We start from the raw sequence: 20,440 nt of genomic DNA, 5'->3' as shown, positions 1-20,440 counted from the left end.
CGCGTAGCGGAGAACATTGAATGCCTGGCCATATCGTATCGATCAACGACTATACCGGAACCAACGTCGCTCGGCTGAAAGCGGCAGCCGCGGACCTCGCACTCCAGGGCGGCGGCGTGCTGCTGATCCCCGGCGGTACGTACGACCTCGACAGCGCCGAACTCGCCCAGCCCGTCACGCTTACGGACAACATCACCGTCGAGGGATGCAGCTCGGTCCTCACCGTCACCGGAACCGCGCAGACGAGCGCAGTCTTCGCTGCGCTGGATCGCAACAACGTCACCATCCGCAACCTCAGCTGCACCGGCAACAGCGTGGCCAGCGGCTATAACAACGGCGCGTTCTTCAACTATTTCCTGACCGCGACTGCCGCTGCCAACACCTCGGGCGTGCTGGTGGAAGACGTGACGCTGGACAATTTCAAGGCGCCGTACTGGATCTGCGTCGAGAACCTGCATGCCAGCCGCACGATCGTCGGGGTGACGATCCGGCGCATCTCGGCATATTCGAAGTCGGGCAACGCGATCTCGCCGACCGACATCACCTGGAACGCGTCGGTGATCGGCATCGTGGGCAACCAGACCGGCGTGATCGAACGGGTGCACGTCAGCGACCTCTATGTGGACGCCAGCCACATCAAGTCGGGCGTGATCCTCTATCACGGCGTGCGTAACGCGCTGCTGGACAATCTCAGCATCTTCCATGCCGGATATGCCGACACCTTCGCCAACGATGCCGGCGCCTATGCCGTGCAGATCTACGATTCCTACGGCGTCGGCAGCGGGATCCTCGTGCAGAACGTGCGCCTGTCGGCGCGGTCATGCGGCATCTATGTCGCCGGGCAACATGATGTCACCCTTTCGGGCTTCGTGATCGAAGGCCAGCTCGACACGCTCGACGGCAGTTTGCCCAAGGGCGCCATCGCCATCAACGGCACGGTGAACTGCACGGTTCGCGACGGCACGATCCGCAATTGCGCGCGCGGCATCGAATGGTCTGGCCCGTCGGCCAACGAACGCTGCGACGGCGTCATCAGCAACGTCAAGTGCTACGAGGCCGTGACCCTGCCGCTGCGGATCAAGCCGTACACCGCGCCCATGAACGGACTGGCGATCGACCGCAGCCGTTTCGTCGGCCTGAACTACGGCGCCATTGTCGAGGTCAACGACAGCAGCCTCGTCCTCAACGACTTCAGCTGCGAGAACAGCAGCTTCGCAGCGACCGCGCCCGGCGCGTCGGGTTCCTATGGGCTGGACGCTTTTGCCCTGGTGCCGGCGAACCCCATTCCTTCCGGAAATTGGCGGTTCGAGAATTGCGCCTTCACCGGCGCTTCGGCAGGCCTGCGCGCGCGCAATGTCACGGGCAGAGTCACGATCGTGTCGAGCACCGCTACCGGGACCGGTGCGGGCACGCCTTTCCATCTCGCCGGATCGACCGATCTCGTCCTCAAGGATCTCGAAGCGCGACTGGACACCGGAAGCACGCATTTCGAGATGACCGGAGCCCAGGGAAGCGTCGGCGGCGCCATGCGGGGCTATCCCAATGGTGCGGTGGCGACCGGGCTCGGCACGACCAAGCCCGGCTTCGCGAAAATCAAGGGAGACTATGTGAAGTACATCAACTTCGCGCCCGCACCTGCCGGCAACGGACAAACCTTCGTATCCGGCTGGCTCTGCGACGGCGGAAGCAGCTGGCGTCCGGTGGTCGAAACCGTCAACGCGGCCTGAAGCAGGTAGCGATGCCAAGGTCTGAATGATCTGGGCAACCGAGGAGGGTCCGCCGCGGCGGATCCTCCTCTTTTCGCACGCGCAAGCCACTGCCCTCCTTTCCCTGTCGGTGGAGGACCCGGCTGGCTCACCCCGCCAGCGTCGCATTGTCGATGACGAAGCGGTATTTCACGTCGCTGCGCTGCATCCGTTCATAGGCTTCGTCGATCTGCTCGATGCGGATCATCTCGATATCGGCGACGATGCCGTGCGCGGCGCAAAAATCGAGCATCTCCTGCGTCTCGGCGATTCCGCCGATCAACGAGCCGGCGATCGCCTTGCGCCCGAAGATCAGCGCCGAGACGTCGGGCGAGGGATGCGCATGCTCGGGCACGCCGACCAGCGTGAGCGTGCCGTCGCGCTTGAGCAGCGCCGTGAAGGCATCGAGATCGTGGCTCGCCGCGACGGTATCGAGGATGAAGTCGAAGCTGCCGGCATGCGCCGCCATCTCCTCCGCATTGCGCGAGACCACGACCTCGTCGGCACCGAGCGCCTTCGCGTCGGCGCGCTTGCTCTCCGACGTGGTGAAGGCGACGACTTGCGCGCCGAGCGCGTGGGCGAGCTTGACGCCCATATGGCCGAGCCCGCCGATGCCGACGATCCCAACCTTCTTGCCCGGCCCCACCTGCCAGTGGCGCAGCGGCGACCAGGTGGTGATCCCCGCGCACAGCAACGGCGCGACCGCGGCGAGCTGCGCCTCGGGATGCGTCACCTTGAGCACGAACTTGTCGTCGACGACGATGCGCTGCGAATAGCCTCCCAGCGTGTGCCCCGGCGCATCGAGCGTCGGGAAATTGTAGGTGCCGGTGAAGCCGTTCTCGCAATATTGCTCGAGCCCGTCGGCGCACGAGGCGCAATGCTGGCAGCTGTCGACCATGCAGCCGACCCCGACGAGATCGCCGACCGCGAACCGGGTCACATCGTCGCCGACCGCGCTGACCCGGCCGACGATCTCGTGTCCGGGCACGCAGGGATAGATCGTCCCGCCCCATTCGGAGCGGACCTGATGCAGGTCCGAATGGCAGACCCCGCAATAGGCGATCTCGATCTGGACGTCGTGCGCGCCGGGCGCGCGGCGCGCGATGGCGATCGGCTCGAGCGGCTTGTCGGCGGCATAGGCGCCATAGGCTTTGACGGTCATGGGTTTTTCCTCGTGAATGGTAACTCGATCCGGCCTCAGCGGCCGGTGGTGGCGAGGAGCTGGGGCGGATAGCGCTCGCCCTCGATATCGATCTGGGCCAGCGCCGCGCGGATCTCGCCGAGATCGGCCTCGGTGAGCACGACCGCGGCCGCGCCGATATTCTCCTCGAGCCGGTGCAATTTCGTCGTGCCCGGGATCGGCACGATCCATGGCTGCTGGGCGAGCAGCCATGCGAGCGCGACCTGCGCGGGGGTGGCGGCCTTTTCCGCGGCGATCTGGCGGAGCAGGTCGATCAGCGCCTCGTTCTTCGCCATCGCCTCGGGGGTGAAGCGCGGCAGGAGGGCGCGAAAATCGCCCTCGCCGAGCTTCGTGTCCTGCGACATCGCGCCGGTCAGGAAGCCCTTGCCCAGCGGGCTGTACGGCACGAAGCCGATGCCGAGCTCGGCACAGGCTTCGAGGATGCCATTGGTCTCGGGCCCGCGCGTCCATAGCGAATATTCGTTCTGCAGCGCGGTCACCGGCTGTACCGCATGCGCGCGACGCACCGTCTGCGCGCCGGGCTCGGATAAGCCGAAATGGCGCACCTTGCCCGCGCGGATCAGCTCGCCGACCGCGCCGGCCACCTCCTCGATCGGCACGTCGGGATCGACGCGGTGCTGGTAGAACAGATCGATCACCTCGACGCCCAGCCGCTGGAGCGAAGCGTCCGCGACGGCGCGGATATTCTCGGGCCGGCTGTTGAGCCCGGCCTGCTTGCCGTCGACGATGTTGAACCCGAACTTGGTCGCGATCACCACCTGGTCGCGCAGCGGCCGCAGCGCCTCGCCCACCATCTCCTCGTTGGTGAAGGGGCCATAGACCTCGGCGGTGTCGAAGAAGGTGACGCCGCGCTCGACCGCCGCGCGGATCAGCGCGACGCCCTCCGCCTTGCTCACCTTGGTGGCATAGCCGAAATCCAGCCCCATGCAGCCGAAGCCGATCGCCGAGACCTCGAGCCCCTGCCCGAGCATGCGCTTCTGCATCATCGTCACTCCTGTTCCACGCCGCGGGCCGGTCCCGCGCGATATTCGGCGTCGGTCACCTGCTCCATCCACGCGACCATCTTGCCGTCGAGCGCTTCCTGGATGGCGATGTGGGTCATCGCCGTCGTCGGCGTCGCGCCGTGCCAGTGGCGATGCCCCGGCGGGCACCAGATCACGTCCCCGGCGCGGATCTCGACGATCGGCTCGCCCTCGCACTGCGTCCACCCGACGCCCGCGGTGACGATCAGCGTCTGGCCGAGCGGGTGGGTGTGCCACGCGGTGCGCGCGCCGGGCTCGAAAGTGACGCTCGCGGCGCCGTGCCGCGCGGGTGCCGGCGCGGTGTTGAGCGGGTCGATGCGGACCGACCCGGTGAACCACGCCGCCGGCCCTTGCTGCGAAGGCTGCGATCCGCCTCGTTGTATTTTCATGGTCTGCTCCTGACGCGGCGGCATCTGTCCGCCGGATTGGGATGCGGAGAGCGCGAGCAAGGCTATCGTCGTCATCGCCTTCACGCCGAACCTCCGTTCCTGCTGTGTGCAGGCGCAGATAGGCGCCGCCGGCGCGCGCGATTAGCCGCTATGATCTCCATGTAGTTGTGAATATAATTCAACAATGAACCGGCAGCATCTCGCAGAGCTCTCCGCCTTTCTCGGCGTCGCGCGCGAACGGAGCTTCACCCGCGCCGCCGCGCAGCTCGGCGTGACGCCGTCCGCGCTCAGCCACAGCATGCGCGCGCTCGAGGAGCGGCTCGGCCTCAGGCTGCTCAACCGCACCACCCGCAGCGTCACCCCCACCGAGGCAGGCGAGCGGCTGCTGCGTTCAGTCGGCCCGCGTTTCGACGAGGTCGAGGCCGAGCTGGCCAGCCTCAGCGCGTTGCGCGACAAGCCCGCGGGCAATGTCCGGATCAGCGCCGACGAGCATTCGCTGAAGATGGTGCTCTGGCCGGCGCTCAGACGCGTGCTGCCCGAATATCCCGATATCCATGTCGAGATCGTCACCGACTACACGCTGACCGATATCGTCGCCGAGCGTTTCGACGCCGGGGTGCGCTTCGGCGAGATCATTGCGAAGGACATGATCGCGGTGCCGATCGCCCCCGAGGCGCGAATGCTCGCGGTCGCCTCTCCCGCCTATTTCGACGCCAGAGGGCGCCCGGACACGCTGGAGCAACTCACCGATCACAACTGCCTCAACCTCAGGCTGCCCACCTATGGCGGGCTCTATGCGTGGGAATTCACCCAGAACGGCCGCGAGTTGCGCGTGCGCGTAGAGGGGCAATTGGTATTCTCCTCGATCCTGCCGATCCTCGAAGCCACGCTCGACGGCTTCGGCATCGCCTATCTGCCGCTGTCGCTGATCCAGCCGCATCTCGACAGCGGCGCGCTCGAGGCGGTGCTGAGCGAATGGTCGCCGCCCTTCCCGGGCTATCACCTCTATTATCCCAGCCGCCGCCAGCCGACCCCCGCCTTCGCCACGATCGTCGAGGCGCTGCGCTACCGGGGCTGATCGCGCCTCAGGGCAGCGCGGAGACGTCGAGCGGCAGGGCGAGCTGGATCGCCTCGAGCGAACGGTCGCGGATCTTTTGCGGCGACGCGATCAGCCCGCGCTTGGCGAGGGGGCCGTCCGGCGCCCACATCGACGCGTAGAGGTTGAGGAAGTCCTTGAGGCCCGTCACCGCTTCGAGATGGCGTTTCTTGACGTAGAGATACAGCGTGCGGACGCCCGGATATTTACCGCTGGCGATCGCAGTGTAATCCGGGGTGACCCCGTCGATCGGCACGCCGTGCAGCCGGGCGCGGTTACGGTCGAGCCACGAATAGCCGATCAGCCCGAGCGCATGGGGGTTCTGGGCCAGCCCCTCGACGATGACATTGTCGTCCTCGCCGCGTTCGGCATAGGCGCCGTCGCCGCGGATCTGGCGGCACGCCTTGTCGAACAGCGCCGGATCGGCGGCCTTTTTGAGCTCGCTCGCTTCGGGCATCGCCTCGACACAGCCATGTTCGAGGATCAGTTCGACAAAGGCGTCGCGCGTGCCGCTCGTAGCGGGAGGGCCGATCACGAGGATCGGGATCGCCGGAAGCTTCGAATTGACCTCGCGCCACGTTTTCGCGGTGTTGGGCTTGCCCTTCGGATTGGCCGCCAGCGCGAGATAGAGGTCCTTGCGGGTCAGCTGGAGCCTGGGCCCGGCATTGCTTTCGGCGAGCGCGATGCCGTCGAGCCCGATCGGGATCTCGATGATGTCGCCCACCCCGTTCGACTGGCAGCGGTCATATTCGGTGCGCCGCATCCGGCGCGAGGCGTCGGCGATGTCGGCATGCGCATAGCCCGCACCCTCGCAGAAGCGGCGGATTCCGGCGCCGGTGCCGATCGATTCGATCGCCGGCGCCTTGCGGCCTTTCTTGCCCGCGACGAAGGCCTCCGCCACCGTTCGGGTGAAGGGGTAGATCGTCGAGGATCCCACTGCCCGGATCTCCCGCGAGGAACTGCCGTCGCACGCGGCGAGCGCGAGCGCGAGCGTGACGCACGTCAAGACACCGGACCGACCAGGCATCGCCATCCTCCCCTCCTGCGATTGAGGGCGCAAAAGCACACGCGTCCGTTGCTGCCCGTGTCGAACAGCCGGGTTACCGCCTGATGACAGGCCGGCAGGGCCGCGCGCGTCGGTGCCCGGGCGGCATAAGGATTTGCCTTTTGCGCCGCATTCGGTTAGGGGCGCGCGCTTCCAAAGCACTCGCAATGGAAACCCTGCGGGAGGACGCCCCGGCGTCCGGCTGAACCGCTAAACTTGATCGGGGCCTTTGAGGCTCCCTGAAAGAGAGTGACATGGCAAAGAAGATTACCGGCTATATCAAGCTGCAGGTGCCTGCGGGCGCCGCAAACCCCTCGCCGCCGATCGGCCCTGCTCTGGGTCAGCGCGGCGTGAACATCATGGAATTCTGCAAGGCGTTCAACGCCCAGACCGGCGACGCGGAAAAGGGCACCCCCCTTCCCACCGTGATCACCGTCTATGCGGACCGTTCGTTCTCGTTCGAGACCAAGACGCCGCCGGCGACCTATCTGATCAAGAAGGCGATCAACCTCAAGTCGGGCTCGAAGGAGCCGGGCAAGTCGGTTGCCGGCAAGATCAAGCGCTCGCAGCTCAGCGAGATCGCCCAGGTCAAGATGAAGGACCTGAACGCCAACGACATCGAGGCAGCGACCAAGATCATCGAAGGCTCCGCCCGCGCGATGGGCCTCGAAGTGGTGGAGGGCTGATACGATGGCAAAGCTGACCAAGAAGCAGAAGACCTGGACCGTCGACGCGGACAAGCTCCACGGCGTCGATGAGGCGATCGGCATCGTCAAGGCGAACGCCACCTCGAAGTTCGACGAGACCGTCGAAGTCGCGCTCAACCTCGGCGTCGATCCGCGCCACGCCGACCAGATGGTCCGCGGCGTCGTGACCCTGCCCAAGGGCACCGGCAAGACCGTGCGCGTCGGCGTGTTCGCCAAGGGCGCCAAGGCCGACGAGGCCCGCGAGGCGGGTGCCGACGTCGTCGGCGCCGAAGACCTGATGGAGACGATCCAGGGCGGCAAGATCGATTTCGATCGCTGCATCGCCACGCCCGACATGATGGGTCTGGTCGGCCGCCTCGGCAAGGTGCTGGGTCCCAAGGGCCTGATGCCGAACCCGAAGCTCGGCACCGTGACCATGAACGTCGCCGAAGCGGTCAAGGCCGCCAAGGGCGGTCAGGTCGAGTATCGCGTCGAGAAGGCCGGCATCATCCATTCGGGCATCGGCAAGGCGTCGTTCCCGGCCGAGGATCTGCGCGCGAACTTCGACGCGCTGGTCGATGCGGTGGTCAAGGCCAAGCCGGCCGGCGCCAAGGGCAAGTATCTGCGCAAGGTCGCGCTGAGCTCCTCGATGGGCCCGGGCGTCAAGGTCGATGTGGCGGAAGTCGCAACGATCTGACGTCACTGACGTACAAATAAAATTTGAAGGGGCCGGAAGCGATTCCGGCCCCTTCTTCATATGCCGGCGCCGCGGCTGCCACGGGCCGCGTTGACGACTCGGGCGGCGAGGCGCACGGCTTCGCATGGTTGCCTGTTCGTGCGTGCAATCCCCCGCGGCCTCGTTCCGCCCCGCTCGACCATGCAACGCATTCAGAGCAGGAGAACGATCATGCCCGGATGGTATCCGTCGGTAGGCAGACGGCATTTCCTCGTATCGAGCGTCGCCGGAACGGTAGGCGCGCTGGTTCCGCTGAGCGCGAATGCCTCTACGCCGCCACCTCCCGTCAATCCCGCCGAGACGCTGGTGCAAGCCGCCGCCGCCACATCGCCGGCGACCGCCACGATCATCGGCGGTCTCCCGAGCGACGCCGCGCTGGCCACGCCGTTCGACGGCGACGATAGGATCCGTCCATTCAGCTACCACGCTTCCAACGCAGCGCTGGCGGACCTCCGGCATCGGATCGCAGCGGTGCGCTGGCCGAGCAAGGAACTGGTCTCCGATCCCTCGCAGGGCGTCCAGCTCGCGACGATGCGCAAGCTCGCCGACTATTGGGAACGGCATTACGACTGGCACGGAGTCGAGGCGCGGATGAATGCATTGCCGCAGTTCGTGACGCGTATCGACGGTATCGACATTCACTTCATCCACGTCAGGTCGCAGCACCCGAACGCGTTGCCGCTGATCGTCACCCATGGCTGGCCGGGATCGATCATCGAGCAGCTCAAGATCATTGGGCCGCTGACCCACCCGACCGCCTATGGCGGCACTGCCGCGGATGCGTTCGACGTGGTGATTCCATCGATCCCGGGGCACGGCTTTTCGGGCAAGCCGACCGAGCTCGGCTGGGATCCGGTGCGCGTCGCCAAGGCCTGGGCGGTGCTGATGGACCGGCTCGGCTACAAGCGCTTCGTCGCCTCGGGCGGCGACTGGGGCGATCCGATCACCGAGCAGCTCGCGGTCCATGAGCCGGGGCGCGTGCTCGGCGTGCATCTCAACATGCCCTCGGCAATCCCGCCGGAGATCGAGGCCGCGCTCGCCGCAGGCGGCGCCCCGCCCGCCGGACTCTCCGCCGAGGAGCAGCAGGCCTATGAGCAGCTCGACTTCTTCTACAAGAACGGCCTCGGCTATGCGCAGGAGATGAACCACCGCCCGCAGACGCTCTATGCGCTGGAGGATTCGCCGATCGGCCTCGCCGCGTGGATCCTCGACCACGATCTGCGCAGCTATGAGCTGATCGCCCGCGTGTTCGACGGAAAGGCCGAGGGGCTGACCCGCGACGACGTGCTCGACAATATCACGCTCTACTGGCTCACCGAGACCGCGATTTCCTCTGCGCGGCTCTATTGGGAGAACAAGCTCGCCTTCTTCAGGCCGCAGGGGGTCACCGTCCCCGTGGTGGTGAGCGCCTTCCCCGACGAGCTCTATCAGGCGCCGCGGAGCTGGGCGGAGCGGAGCTTCCCGAGGCTGGTCTATTATAACCGCCACCCCAAGGGCGGGCATTTCGCCGCGTGGGAACAGCCCGAAGCGTTCACCCATGATCTACGCGCCGGCTTCCGCTCGCTGCATTGAGCCGCGGCCGATCGTCGCGGCCGGCGCCGGCGCGCCGCCCGCCTCCCTCCTCCGATCTTCCCTTTTCCGCGCCGTGCGGCATATTCCGCCGAAACAGGAGGGATGTATGCGGCCTGCGACCCACATCGGCGCGCTTTTCCTGGCGCTCGCCCTGTCCGTTCCCGCCACCGCCCAGACCGCGCCGCAGGACGAGACGATCGTCGTTCAGGGCAGGCTGGAGAAGCTGAGCCGGTGGCGCGAGGCCGAGACCGATCACGTCATCGTGATCAGCGACGGCAGCGAGGCCGAGCTGCGCCGCATCGCCCATAATCTCGAGCGGCTGCACTTTCTGCTCGCAGTGCTGCACGGCCGCGTCGACCAGCCCGACGACACGCGGAAACTGCGCGTCACGCTGGTCGGCGATTCGCGCGAGTTCGACGCGATGGGCCTGCGCAATCTGCGCTTCGTCCCCGGCCCGTGGCGCAGCGGCTTCGACGTGCAGAATTATTATGATCCGCGCGAGGATGGTCCGGTGCTCGCCGCGACTCGCTACGACACGCGCGTGCAGCTCGAACGCGGCACCAGCCTTGCCGGCATTCTGCCCGATCTGATCCGCGCGACCAGCGGCGGCGCACCCGATCCCGCCTCCAACGACGCGGGGCTCAGCGCGCACCTCGCCGGGCCCGTTGGCAGCAACGCGCGTTTCGCGAAGAAGGACGACCCCTTCGCGGTCCAGGTCAACGACGTCTCGGTGCCGGTCGCGGCGGAGGGGCGGATCTACGCCGCATTCGCGCGCAACTGGCTGCTGACGCATTTCCCCAATGCCTATCCGCGCTGGTACATCGACGGCTTTGGCGAGCTGTTCGCGACGATCGAGGTCAAGGCAGACGGTCAGATAACCTATGGCCGCGCACCCGAGGGCTATGCCCGGGTGATGGACAATGTGCGCTCCGCTCCGCTCGCGGAGGTGCTGACCGGGCGCTATCCCGCGGCGGCCGGCGCCGACAGCCGCTGGACGCCGTTCCACGCCTGGGCGCTGGCGCACATGCTGTTCTTCGACGAGGCACGCCGTCCCCGGCTGCGCGCCTATCTGGCGGCGATCGCCGCCGGCGGGGATCCCGCGCGGGCAGCGGAAGCATTTGGCGATCTCGATCAGCTCCAGCGCGATCTCGCTTCGTGGGACAACCGCAAGCTGCCCTATGAACAGATGACCTATCCCGCCGCACGCGCCGTCGAGCCGATGCTCCGCCAGCTGACCGAGGGAGAAGCCGCCTTCGTCAAAGGCCGGCTCGAGCTGGGCTCGCGCATCGCGCTGCCGCCCCCGCCCGCGCCCGGCATCGATCCCGAAACCGCTGCCGCGGCCGAGCAGGCGCTGCGCCGCGCGCGCATGGCGCGCGATGGTTGGCTGAAGGATCTGCGCGCCGACGCGGCCCGCTATCCCACGAATCTGCAGGCCCAGCTCCTCCTCGCCGAGGCCGAATGCCGCAGCGGCAACCCCGCAGAATGCCGCCGCGCCGCCGACCGCGCCCTCGCCGCCGATCCGAACAGCAGCGATGCGCGCGGATGGCGCGGCACCGCGCTGCTCGCCGAGGCGCTCGCCGCGCCCGATGCCGAACGCAAGGCGCGGCTCAGGGCGGCACGCGCCGAGATCGCCCGCGCCAACCGCGCCGATCCAGACAATCCGCTGCCGCTGCTCGCTTATTATCGCAGCTTCGCCGAGGCCGGCGAGGCACCGCCCGACATCGCGATCGAGGGATTGATGAAGGTGGTCGACACCGTTCCCGCCGCACCGGGCCCGCGGCTGCTGCTCGGCGAGGCGCTGCTCCGCCGCGGCGACGCCGCTGCCGCGCGGCGGGCGCTGCTGCCGGTCGCCTATGGCCCGGATGCGTCGCCCGAGCGCACCCGGGCGCTGAACCTGCTCCGCGCCGGCTAGTCCCGCCCGCCCGATCAGCGCGGCAGGTCGATGCGCGCCTTTTCCTTGCCGCCGTCGCGGATGATCAACTGGGTCGGAGTCACGCCGGGCGGAACCCTGGCGAACAGATAGGTTCGCTTCGCCTCCTCATCGTTTTCGAGCCAGACGGTGGTGCGCAGCGCGTCGCGTGCCGAGCTGCCATAGTGGTTGCCGTCGCTGCGATATGCGGCGCCGTCGGAGCCGAGCAGCGTATAGGTCTGCCAATCATGCTGCATGCCCAGCCGACGTCCGATCCTGTTGCGCACCGCCAGCGTGACTTCGATTCCAGCGTTGGTGCTGGCGACTCCATCGAGCTTGACGTCCATATAGGCGGTCTTGCGGAAGTCGCCCTCGCCGGCGGTCGACGCGGCCTCGGTGGTCGCCGGCGTCGAGGTCGTCGCACCGGGCACGGGCTCCGCCTTGGTCGTCGTCGGCGTAGTCTCCGCTTTTTTGGTCAGCGGCGGGACGTCGATGGCGAACGTCCCACCGGCCTGATCGGACGGCGAGTAGCTGATCGCCAGCCGCCGGGCGGCACGTAGCGCCGCCTCGTTGGGGAAGCCGTACGAGGCGGTGACGTACATCCATTCGCCGGGATTGAGCCGGAAACTGGTGGCGACGACTCCGTCCTTGTAGAATTTGACCGTGTCGCTGCGGGTATTGTCACCCTTTTCCGAGACGACGATGCCCGAAATCGTCGAGCCGTGGATCAGCACGGGCACCGCGAGTGTGTTCTGCGCGGTCGCCAGCACTTCGATATATTCGGCGTTCGCGCCGCCGGCCGGCAAACGGCCATATTGGATCTGGTCGGCGCGGACGCGCAGCGGACCGAGCTGGTGGAAGCTCGAATCCGACACGCGATTCGACTGATAGCCGTCCCTGCCGAGCTCGAGCTGCGGCGGGGTCCCGAGCTTCGGCGCCGGCGCCGGCGCGCCGACATAGCCGGGCACACTCTTCGACAGGGTGAAGATGTTGGCCTTCCCCAGCAGCTTCACCGGCGGATTTTCATGTATGGTCAGAGTCGAGGGCGCGGTCGGGACCGGGCCCGAGAGCTGGAACCGGAACGCGATCGTGACGACGGTGCCGCCGGCCAGCGTTCTGTTCTCGAATGCGCCCGCCACATCATATCCCGACGGGAAGGTATAGCTGGTGCTCGAATAGACCGAGGCGCCGACGCTGAGCGCTGTACCGGCGAAGGTGTCGCGGGTCAGCGGCGCGGACTTGGTGGTATTGTTGCGGACGAGCACATAGACGATCGCCGAGGGGCTATTGGTCGCGACGTCCTCATAGCGCACGGCCGATAGCGCCACCTCCATGTTCTTCGGCCCCTGATAGGATGGCGCCGCGACGTGCTGCGCCTCTTGCGCCAGCGCTGGCGTCGCGACCCATGAAACGGCCATCGCGATCGCGAGGGGAATTGGTTTGCCGGAAAACATCGCGAGGTCTTTCGGATCGCTGTGACCCGCGCAGCGGTGGGGCAGCGTGCGATCGACACGAACCGCGATGCGACGGGGCGCGCTCTCGCGCCGACGAAGACCGCCGGGCGTCCGCCTTTGCGCTCCGCAGGGCCGGAAGCCCTCCACCACCAACGGCGGGTCAGGGACGCAGCACGATACGCCCCTCGACCTTGCCGTCGCGCAACCGGTCGAGCACGTGATTGACCGCCGCGAGCGGCTCGACCGTCACGGTCGCCTTGACCTTGCCCTCGGCGGCGAAGGCCAGCGCGTCGGCGAGATCCTTGCGGGTGCCGACGATCGAGCCGCGCACCGTGATCCGCTTGAGCACGAGATCGAAGATCGGCGTCGGGAAATCGCCCGGCGGCAGCCCGACCAGCGCGACGGTGCCGCGCCGCCGCGCACAGGCGATCGCCTGCGCGAACGCCGCGGGCGAGACCGCGGTCACCAGCACGCCGTGCGCGCCGCCGCCGGTCGCCGCCCGAACCTTGGCCACTGCATCCTCGGTGGCGACGTTCGCCGTCACTTCCGCCCCCAGCGCCTCGGCGAGCGCGAGCTTGTCGGGCGACACGTCGAGCGCGGCGACATGGAGCCCCATCGCCCTGGCATATTGGATCGCGACATGGCCGAGCCCGCCGACCCCCGAGATCACCACCCACTCGCCGGGCCGCGCCCCGGTCTCGACCAGCCCCTTGTAGCTGGTCACACCGGCGCAGAGGATCGGCGCGAGCGCGTCGAGATCGGCGTTCGCCGGCAACCGGCCGACAAAGGGTGCGCTCGCGATCGCATATTCGGCATAGGTGCCGTGGACGCTATAGCCGCTGTTGCGCTGCCGCTCGCACAGCGTCTCCCATCCGGTCTCGCAATATTCGCAATGCCCGCACGCATCGTGCAGCCACGGAATGCCGACGGCGTCACCTTCCTTGAGACCCTCGACCCCCGGCCCCAGCGCCGCGACATGACCGACGCCCTCATGCCCGGGGATCAGCGGCAGGATCGGCTTGACCGGCCAGTCGCCGTCCACCGCATGGAGATCGGTGTGGCAGACCCCCGTCGCGACGATCTTGACGAGGACCTCGCCCGGCCCCGGCTCTGGGATCGACACGCGCTCGATCGTCAGCGGCGTGCCGAATGCGCGCGCGACGGCAGCTCTCATCATGGGCATGCGGCAGGTCCCTTTTCCCGCAATGGAGCCGCGAGACTCCGCTGCATTGTCAGGGCCTTGTGGTACTAGCGGGTGCGCAGCCTGTCCGTCGGGGGAATTCCCGATGCGACGCGTTTCTCCGGTTCAGCCGTAGAATTGCGGCAGCCAGTTGCGCGTCACCGTCACCCGATCACCCAGCTTCGTGACCCGGAACAGCAGCGCCGCGAACTCGTCGGGCATTCCGATGCAGCCATGGGTGGCATAGCGATTGTCGACCGTCTCGCCGCTGCCGTGCAGCGCCACCCCGCCCCAGGTCAGCCGCTGCATATAGGGCATCGGGGCGTGGTAGAGGTTCGAGATGTGATCCTTCTTCTTCTGCAGGATCGGGAAGGTCCCGAGCGGGGTCGGCTTCTCGTCGATCCCGTAGATCAGGATCGTCCGCCCGATCTCGATTCCGCCGCGATAGACATAGAGCGTGTCGCGCGCGACATCGGCGACGATCTCGATCCTGCCCGTCGGCGCGCGTTCGGGCTCCCACAGATATTCGCCTTCGGCGAGCGGGCTGTCCGGGCTCAGGATCGCGAGCACGATCGGGCCCCTGGTGGTTGTGGTGGCGGCGAACGCGCACGAGGGCATCGCCAGCAATGCGATGAGGAGCATGAGAGCGCCTCGGAAAAGCGAGGATCGAGTCGTCATGCGCGACGATATTGCTGGTGAAACGACCTCTGGCTAGCATGGTTTTTGGACTGTTCCGCAGGGGCACAGCTTGACCTTTCGTTAAGCATGACCGCGGGGACGGCAGTGCAGGAGAGCGGATTTGCGGCTGGATCGGCGGGGTTTTCTGGGTGCGGCGCTGGTCGCCGGGCATGCGCCGCTGCTGGCGCGCGAGACCGCGCTCGCACCGACGGTCGGCTGGACGAAGACGCGGGGCGGCAATGCCGGCCGCGTGCTGCGCGTCACCAGCCTCGCCTCCGAAGGCCCGGGCACGCTGCGCGAGGCGTTGGCGGCAAGCGGCCCGCGCCGGATCGTCTTCGCCGTCGCCGGCGTGATCGATCTCGGACGCAAGAGCCTGTCGATCCGCGAGCCGTTCGTCACCGTCGACGGCGCCAGCGCGCCCTCCCCCGGCATCACGCTGATCCGCGGCGGCATCTCGGTGTCGGCGCACGACGTCGTCATCCGTCACATCCGCGTACGCGCCGGTGCCGACGGCGCCCCGCCGAAGAGCGGCTGGGAAGTCGATGGCCTCTCGACCAGCGCCGCGCATGACGTGATCGTCGATCACTGCTCCTTCGCCTGGGCGACCGACGAGAATCTCTCCGCCTCGGGCCCGCGCTTCGCCGGCGGCGACACTGTCGAGGCGTGGCGGCAGCACACCTCGCGCCGGATCAGCTTCACCCACAACATCGTCGCGGAAGGCCTGTCGCATTCGAGCCACGCCAAGGGCGAGCATTCGAAGGGATCGCTGATCCACGACAACGTCACCGAGGTGCTGATCGCCGGCAATCTCTACGCGCATAATTACGAGCGCAACCAGCTGTTCAAGGGCGGCGCGCACGCGCTGACCGCGAACAATCTGATCTACGACCCCGGCAATCGCTGCATGCATTACGCGCTCAACGAGGAGGAATGGGTCGGGCACCCCTGGACCGTCGGCAGGCTGGCGATCGTCGGCAATGTCGTGCGCGGCGGCGCCTCCACCCGCGAGGACCTGCCGTTCCTGATCCTCGAGGGTCAAGGCGATCTCGAACTGTTTGACCGCGACAATGTCTATACGCTCGCCGACGGCCGGCCGATGGTGCGGCTGGGGGTGATCTCGAACCGCAAGCCGAAGATCGTCCCGCTCACGCGCGCGCCCTTCTGGCCCGCGGGCTTCGTGGCGAAGCCGGCGCGTCAGGTCGAGAAATGGGTCCTCGCCGAAGCCGGCGCCCGGCCCTGGGACCGCGATGCGGTCGACAAGCGGATCGTGGCAGAGGTCCGCGCCGGCAAGGGCCGGGTGATCGACGACGAGCGTGAAGTGGGTGGGTATCCGAAAGTGGAAGCCTGATCCAAATAATCCTCCCCCGCCAGGGGGAGGTGGCAGGCGCAGCCTGACGGAGGGGGAGGAAGCACGACGGCCAGTGGGTCGCTCACCTCCCCTTCCGTCGCCTTCGGCGTCACCTCCCCCTGGCGGGGGAGGATCATACGGACACCAACCGGTTGACTCCCCCGCCGTTTCCGCTATGTGCGCGCCTTCGCAGATGCGGCTCGCCGTGCCTGCGTTCCGTCCGAGACAGCGAGTGACCGGGATTTGCCGGTCTTGATTTCTCGCCAAGACGGGGACAGATTTTTCACCGACACGGTCCGCTTCGCGCGGAGCGTTCGGGTCTCGCCAGGGTAGCCTCTGGCCGCGACGATCGTGCCCCTCGGACAATTTGTAACCGGAGCCTTTCGGGGCTCCTTAACGAGGAGACCGGCATGGATCGTTCCCAAAAGGCTGATGCCGTTGCCGAGCTGAATCGCACCTTCAACGAGGTCGGCGTGGTGGTTGTCACCCGCAATCTCGGGATGACCGTCAAGCAATCGACGGACCTCCGCAACAAGATGCGCGCAGCCGGTGCGAGCTATAAGGTCTCGAAGAACAAGCTTGCCATCATTGCCGCCGAGGGCACCGATTATGCGGTGATCGCGGACCTGCTCACGGGTCCGACGGCGCTCGCCACCTCCGCCGATCCCGTGGCTGCGGCCAAGATCGCGGTGGAATTCGCCAAGACGAACGACAAGCTCGAGATCGTCGGCGGCGCAATGGGCGCGCAGCTGCTCAATGCGGAGGGCGTGAAATCGCTCGCGACGATGCCGTCGCTGGATGAACTGCGTGCGAAGATCGTGGGGCTCATCGTTGCCCCTGCGACCAAGCTCGCAACCATCACGCAGGCACCGGCTGCGCAGATCGCGCGCGTCCTTTCGGCACATGCGGAGAAGCAGGCCGCGTAAGCGGCCCGTTCGAGACCATTACCCTTATAACCATCTGATTTTGATTGGAGTTTATCATGGCTGACCTTAACGCACTCGTCGACCAGCTCTCCGAGCTGACCGTTCTCGAAGCCGCCGAGCTCTCGAAGCTTCTCGAAGAGAAGTGGGGCGTCTCGGCCGCCGCTGCGGTTGCTGCCGCTCCGGCCGCTGGCGGTGGCGCCGCTGCCCCGGCTGCTGAAGAGCAGACCGAGTTCGACGTGATCCTCACCGGCGACGGTGGCAAGAAGATCAACGTCATCAAGGAAGTCCGCGCGATCACCGGCCTCGGTCTGACCGAAGCCAAGACCCTCGTTGAATCGGCTCCCAAGGCCGTCAAGGAAGGCGTCAACAAGGACGAGGCCGAGAAGATCAAGAAGCAGCTTGAGGAAGCCGGCGCGACCGTCGAGGTCAAGTGAGCCTGCGCGCGTAAGCGCGAGGGACTCATCCCGGCGCAGGCCGGGATCCAGCTTCTGCTTCACGGCAGAGAACGAAAGGGCGGTCCCTCGGGGCCGCCCTTTTTCTTTGTCGCTATGCTGTCCGGGTCAGTTGCGGCGTCCGCGGAACATGTTGAGCACCGCCATCGCGGCGATCCCGACAAACGCCGCGCTGGTCCAGGGCCGCGCCTTGGCGAAGCTCTTCGCCTTGTCGGCAAGCGGCGCGTCGCCGGAGAAATGCGTGCGAAAATCATCGGTGAGCGCGGTCTTGCCGTTGGAAGGTTGCGCCTCGGTGGGGTCGGCCATGGGTATCTCCGTCAGGACGCCGGACTGGGTCCTCTCAACCGGCCAAACGCGCCAGCCGCGCCGCGGTGCCGAAACGACTTTGCCATAGGCTCTTGCCGCACGCGGAGCATCCGGGGATGAAGCGCGTTCCGATTCGTGCCTTCCCAACAGGATGATCCTCCCTCATGCCCTCCGGACTAGTAGCGCTGCTCGACGACGTCGCCGGGATCACCAAGCTCGCCGCCGCGTCGCTCGACGATGTCGGCGCCGCCGCGGGCAAGGCGGGGACCAAGGCGGTCGGCGTGGTCGTCGACGATACCGCGGTGACCCCACGCTACGTCGTCGGCCTCGCCCCCGAACGCGAGCTGCCGATCATCGCCAAGATCGCGCTGGGCTCGCTGCGCAACAAGCTGCTCATCCTGCTCCCTGCCGCGCTGATCCTCAGCGCCTTCGCACCCTGGGCGATCACGCCGCTGCTGATGCTCGGCGGCGCGTTCCTCTGCTTCGAGGGCGCCGAGAAGGTGCTCGAGGCGTTCGGCGCCGCCGGCCATGAGGAGGTCGAGGAGACTCCGATGGAAGCGGCGCATCTCGAGGCATCCAAGGTCAGCGGGGCGATCCGCACCGATCTGATCCTCTCGGCCGAGATCATGGCGATCGCGCTCGCCGACGTCGCCGACAGCCCGTTGCTCACGCAAGGCGTGGTGCTGGTGATCGTCGGGGTCGGCATCACCATCGCGGTCTATGGCGTGGTCGGGCTGATCGTGAAGATGGACGATATCGGGCTCCACCTCGCCCGGCGCCGCGCGGCATCGGCGCAGCTGATCGGCCGCTGGCTGGTGCGCGGCATGCCGGTGCTCATGCAGGTCCTCTCGGTAGTCGGCACCGCCGCGATGATCTGGGTCGGCGGCGGCATCCTCGTCCATGGCCTCGAGGTGCTGGGCGTCCACGAGCCGGCCGGCACCATCCACCACGCGCAGGAGGCCGTCGCGCATGCGAGCGGCCCGCTTGGCGGCTTTCTCGGCTGGCTGGTCACCGCCACCGCCTCGGGCATCTTCGGGCTGATCGTCGGCGGCCTGATCGCCTTCGCGCTCCACCAGATCCACAAGCTGCGGCACTAGGGTCCGTACTCAATACCCACAACGGTCGGGATCGCCCGGAGACGTGCGCTGGCAAGGAAGCTCGCGCAGCGCGGGCTGGCGGCCCGGGCAAGCGGGCTGACGCAGTCCAGCGTGCGTCTCCGGGCGACCGCGCAGCGGCGGGCCGCTTTTGGCGCACAGCCACGTCACGAGCCAAGTCCTTGGAGTCACGATGACACCGCGTCGCTCCCTCCTCGTTCCTCCCCGTGCGCCAAAATCGGCTCCGTCACGACCATTGCGGGTATTGAGTACGGACCCTAGACCGGGCGGGCGCCGCACGGCGCCGTTTGCCCGACCCGAAAATGCTCAGGCTTTGCTCATGACGGGCCCCTGCCCGGCCGGGCAGGGGATCGCCTGCAACGGGCACTGCGGGAGCATCGGATGGCGGTCATCGGTTTTGTCGCGCGCTGGCTGTTCGCGCTGACACTGGCATTCATTGCCTTTCCGATCATGGTGACGATCGGCGCGCGGCTCTGGCAGGGGCCGGGCGAGAATTTCGACCTGGTCGGCGGCATCCTCGTCATCGGGGTGCTGCAATTCTTCCCGCCGCTCAATCTCTGGATGATCCCGTTCCTGCTCGGCACCGTCGGCGCCTGCATCTGGCACGCGCGCGCGCAGCGAAGCGCCGCCGACCATGAGGATCCGCAGGCGTAACCCGCGGTTCGCGGGTCAGGCCGCCACGGCCTGGCGCGGAAGATAGCGGGTGGCGTTGAGCTGGTTCGCCTGCTGGTTGCGATCGAGCCAGATCGGGCCGAGCTTGCTCCCCTGCCCCGGCGTGCCGACCATGAAGTCGGCGCCGAAGCGGCGGATGCTGATCCCGGCGCGCCATTTGAGTTCGATCATCACCAGCGGCACGAACATCGGCCGGCGCTGGATCTCGACGACATGGATCAGCTCGCGCGGCAGCGCGAGCCGCGCCGGCATCCGTCCGCCGGCCCCCGCGGCAAGGTCGAACGGGGCGCCCGCCGGATCGACCATCGGGCTGGCATGATAGCCGGCGATCTGGCGGTCCTGATCGGGATTGGCGCTCATCATCGCCATGGTCAGCCGGATATTCTCGGCGGCAGAAGCCTGGAGGTTGCCGATCAGCAGCTCGAAATCGAGCAGCACGTCGCGCTCGCTCACTTCGATGCTGGCCGGCCGCAGCGCGATCTCGAAGGGCTCGCCGGACGGCGCCGCGGCAGGCGCCGGTGCGGGTGGCGCTATGCCAGGCGGGGGCGCGACCGGACGCGCCGGCGCGGCGGGCACCGGCGGCGCTGCCGCCACGGGCGCCGCCTCGAACCCCGCGTCCGCCGCGTCCTCGCGACGACGGCGCAGGAGCAGGACGGCGCCGAAGGCCAGCCCCGTCGCCGCGGCGCCGAGCAGCGCCCATAGCCAGCCGGGCATTCCAGCCGGCGCCGCCGCCGGAGCGGCCTCGGGCAGCGGCGCGGCGGCGGGCGTCGCGGTCGCAATCGGTTCGGGGAGCGCGGGTGCCGGTGTGGCGGCTGCGGTCGGGATCGGCGAAGGCCGGCTCGCCGGGGCTGTCTCTGACGGGTCCGGCGATGCCGTCGCACCTCCCGGCGAGGTCTGTCGCGGCGTCG

At 67.6% G+C, this 20,440-nt stretch carries 19 protein-coding genes and 1 pseudogene; 11 read left to right on the top strand and 9 right to left on the bottom strand.

Annotation, left to right across the window (positions count from 1 at the left end; all coding sequences use genetic code 11):
* The first annotated feature begins 20 nt into the window (after nucleotides 1-20).
* On the top strand, nucleotides 21-1,727 hold the full coding sequence (locus E5A74_RS19775; protein WP_135987350.1) for a right-handed parallel beta-helix repeat-containing protein: 1,707 nt from the start codon (nucleotides 21-23) through the stop codon (nucleotides 1,725-1,727).
* 127 nt (nucleotides 1,728-1,854) lie between these two features.
* Here E5A74_RS19775 and E5A74_RS19770 read toward each other — a convergent pair whose 3' ends face one another.
* The 3 genes from E5A74_RS19770 to E5A74_RS19760 are packed head-to-tail and all read right to left on the bottom strand — an operon-like array spanning nucleotide 1,855 to nucleotide 4,357.
* A complete protein-coding gene (locus E5A74_RS19770) occupies nucleotides 1,855-2,907 on the bottom strand; it encodes an NAD(P)-dependent alcohol dehydrogenase (RefSeq protein WP_135987349.1) in 1,053 nt (350 codons plus the stop codon).
* Between the two features lie 35 nt (nucleotides 2,908-2,942).
* On the bottom strand, nucleotides 2,943-3,929 hold the full coding sequence (locus E5A74_RS19765; protein WP_135987414.1) for an aldo/keto reductase: 987 nt from the start codon (nucleotides 3,927-3,929) through the stop codon (nucleotides 2,943-2,945).
* Nucleotides 3,930-3,934: 5 nt separating this feature from the next.
* Complete coding sequence (locus E5A74_RS19760; RefSeq protein WP_135987348.1) at nucleotides 3,935-4,357, bottom strand: (R)-mandelonitrile lyase; 423 nt, start codon at nucleotides 4,355-4,357, stop codon at nucleotides 3,935-3,937.
* 184 nt (nucleotides 4,358-4,541) lie between these two features.
* Between E5A74_RS19760 and E5A74_RS19755 the strand changes: the two genes are divergently transcribed.
* A complete protein-coding gene (locus E5A74_RS19755) occupies nucleotides 4,542-5,435 on the top strand; it encodes a LysR family transcriptional regulator (RefSeq protein ID WP_135987347.1) in 894 nt (297 codons plus the stop codon).
* A 7-nt stretch (nucleotides 5,436-5,442) separates the two neighbouring features.
* Here E5A74_RS19755 and E5A74_RS19750 read toward each other — a convergent pair whose 3' ends face one another.
* The gene (locus tag E5A74_RS19750) at nucleotides 5,443-6,486 is read right to left on the bottom strand and encodes a substrate-binding domain-containing protein (RefSeq protein ID WP_135987346.1); all 1,044 of its coding nucleotides are present in this window, start codon (nucleotides 6,484-6,486) and stop codon (nucleotides 5,443-5,445) included.
* Between the two features lie 266 nt (nucleotides 6,487-6,752).
* Here E5A74_RS19750 and rplK point away from each other — a divergent pair, with 266 nt between their 5' ends.
* The 4 genes from rplK to E5A74_RS19730 all read left to right on the top strand — a co-directional run bounded on the left by rplK (nucleotide 6,753) and on the right by E5A74_RS19730 (nucleotide 11,404).
* On the top strand, nucleotides 6,753-7,184 hold the full coding sequence (gene rplK, locus E5A74_RS19745; protein WP_135987345.1) for a 50S ribosomal protein L11: 432 nt from the start codon (nucleotides 6,753-6,755) through the stop codon (nucleotides 7,182-7,184).
* A gap of 4 nt (nucleotides 7,185-7,188) precedes the next feature.
* A complete protein-coding gene (gene rplA / locus E5A74_RS19740; RefSeq protein ID WP_135987344.1) occupies nucleotides 7,189-7,881 on the top strand; it encodes a 50S ribosomal protein L1 in 693 nt (230 codons plus the stop codon).
* Between the two features lie 210 nt (nucleotides 7,882-8,091).
* Nucleotides 8,092-9,492 carry an epoxide hydrolase family protein gene (locus E5A74_RS19735; protein ID WP_135987343.1) on the top strand — a complete coding sequence of 467 codons (1,401 nt, stop codon included), beginning with the start codon at nucleotides 8,092-8,094 and terminating at the stop codon, nucleotides 9,490-9,492.
* 106 nt (nucleotides 9,493-9,598) lie between these two features.
* The gene (locus tag E5A74_RS19730; protein WP_135987342.1) at nucleotides 9,599-11,404 is read left to right on the top strand and encodes a tetratricopeptide repeat protein; all 1,806 of its coding nucleotides are present in this window, start codon (nucleotides 9,599-9,601) and stop codon (nucleotides 11,402-11,404) included.
* Between the two features lie 14 nt (nucleotides 11,405-11,418).
* Here the strand turns inward: E5A74_RS19730 and E5A74_RS19725 are convergent, their stop codons facing one another.
* The 3 genes from E5A74_RS19725 to E5A74_RS19715 all read right to left on the bottom strand — a co-directional run bounded on the left by E5A74_RS19725 (nucleotide 11,419) and on the right by E5A74_RS19715 (nucleotide 14,677).
* Nucleotides 11,419-12,819: a hypothetical protein gene (locus E5A74_RS19725; RefSeq protein ID WP_135987341.1), complete on the bottom strand. Its 1,401-nt coding sequence runs from the start codon at nucleotides 12,817-12,819 to the stop codon at nucleotides 11,419-11,421.
* 196 nt (nucleotides 12,820-13,015) lie between these two features.
* Nucleotides 13,016-14,038 carry a zinc-dependent alcohol dehydrogenase gene (locus E5A74_RS19720; protein WP_135987340.1) on the bottom strand — a complete coding sequence of 341 codons (1,023 nt, stop codon included), beginning with the start codon at nucleotides 14,036-14,038 and terminating at the stop codon, nucleotides 13,016-13,018.
* Between the two features lie 123 nt (nucleotides 14,039-14,161).
* Complete coding sequence (locus tag E5A74_RS19715) at nucleotides 14,162-14,677, bottom strand: L,D-transpeptidase family protein (protein ID WP_240699899.1); 516 nt, start codon at nucleotides 14,675-14,677, stop codon at nucleotides 14,162-14,164.
* A gap of 157 nt (nucleotides 14,678-14,834) precedes the next feature.
* Here E5A74_RS19715 and E5A74_RS19710 point away from each other — a divergent pair, with 157 nt between their 5' ends.
* From E5A74_RS19710 to rplL, 3 genes are all read left to right on the top strand, one after another.
* The gene (locus tag E5A74_RS19710; protein ID WP_135987339.1) at nucleotides 14,835-16,061 is read left to right on the top strand and encodes a pectate lyase family protein; all 1,227 of its coding nucleotides are present in this window, start codon (nucleotides 14,835-14,837) and stop codon (nucleotides 16,059-16,061) included.
* 410 nt (nucleotides 16,062-16,471) lie between these two features.
* Nucleotides 16,472-16,987: a 50S ribosomal protein L10 gene (rplJ, locus tag E5A74_RS19705; RefSeq protein WP_135987338.1), complete on the top strand. Its 516-nt coding sequence runs from the start codon at nucleotides 16,472-16,474 to the stop codon at nucleotides 16,985-16,987.
* Between the two features lie 56 nt (nucleotides 16,988-17,043).
* Nucleotides 17,044-17,421 carry a 50S ribosomal protein L7/L12 gene (gene rplL, locus E5A74_RS19700; RefSeq protein ID WP_135987337.1) on the top strand — a complete coding sequence of 126 codons (378 nt, stop codon included), beginning with the start codon at nucleotides 17,044-17,046 and terminating at the stop codon, nucleotides 17,419-17,421.
* Between the two features lie 126 nt (nucleotides 17,422-17,547).
* Here the strand turns inward: rplL and E5A74_RS19695 are convergent, their stop codons facing one another.
* The gene (locus tag E5A74_RS19695) at nucleotides 17,548-17,745 is read right to left on the bottom strand and encodes a hypothetical protein (RefSeq protein WP_135987336.1); all 198 of its coding nucleotides are present in this window, start codon (nucleotides 17,743-17,745) and stop codon (nucleotides 17,548-17,550) included.
* A 164-nt stretch (nucleotides 17,746-17,909) separates the two neighbouring features.
* Between E5A74_RS19695 and E5A74_RS19690 the strand changes: the two genes are divergently transcribed.
* Nucleotides 17,910-18,842, top strand: a complete 933-nt coding sequence (locus E5A74_RS19690) for a DUF808 domain-containing protein (RefSeq protein ID WP_135987335.1) — start codon at nucleotides 17,910-17,912, stop codon at nucleotides 18,840-18,842.
* A gap of 399 nt (nucleotides 18,843-19,241) precedes the next feature.
* Nucleotides 19,242-19,514 carry a hypothetical protein gene (locus E5A74_RS19685; protein WP_135987334.1) on the top strand — a complete coding sequence of 91 codons (273 nt, stop codon included), beginning with the start codon at nucleotides 19,242-19,244 and terminating at the stop codon, nucleotides 19,512-19,514.
* A gap of 15 nt (nucleotides 19,515-19,529) precedes the next feature.
* On the opposite strand, the pseudogene E5A74_RS19680 reads toward E5A74_RS19685, so the two are convergent.
* Nucleotides 19,530-20,440 (bottom strand): annotated as a pseudogene (locus tag E5A74_RS19680) (hypothetical protein); the annotation flags it as partial.

Origin of the sequence: Sphingomonas naasensis (genome assembly GCF_004792695.1) — a bacterium.
GTDB lineage: Bacteria > Pseudomonadota > Alphaproteobacteria > Sphingomonadales > Sphingomonadaceae > Sphingomonas > Sphingomonas naasensis.
The sequence above is the reverse complement of the archived record's forward strand: the minus strand, read 5'-3'. Positions and strand labels throughout refer to the sequence as shown.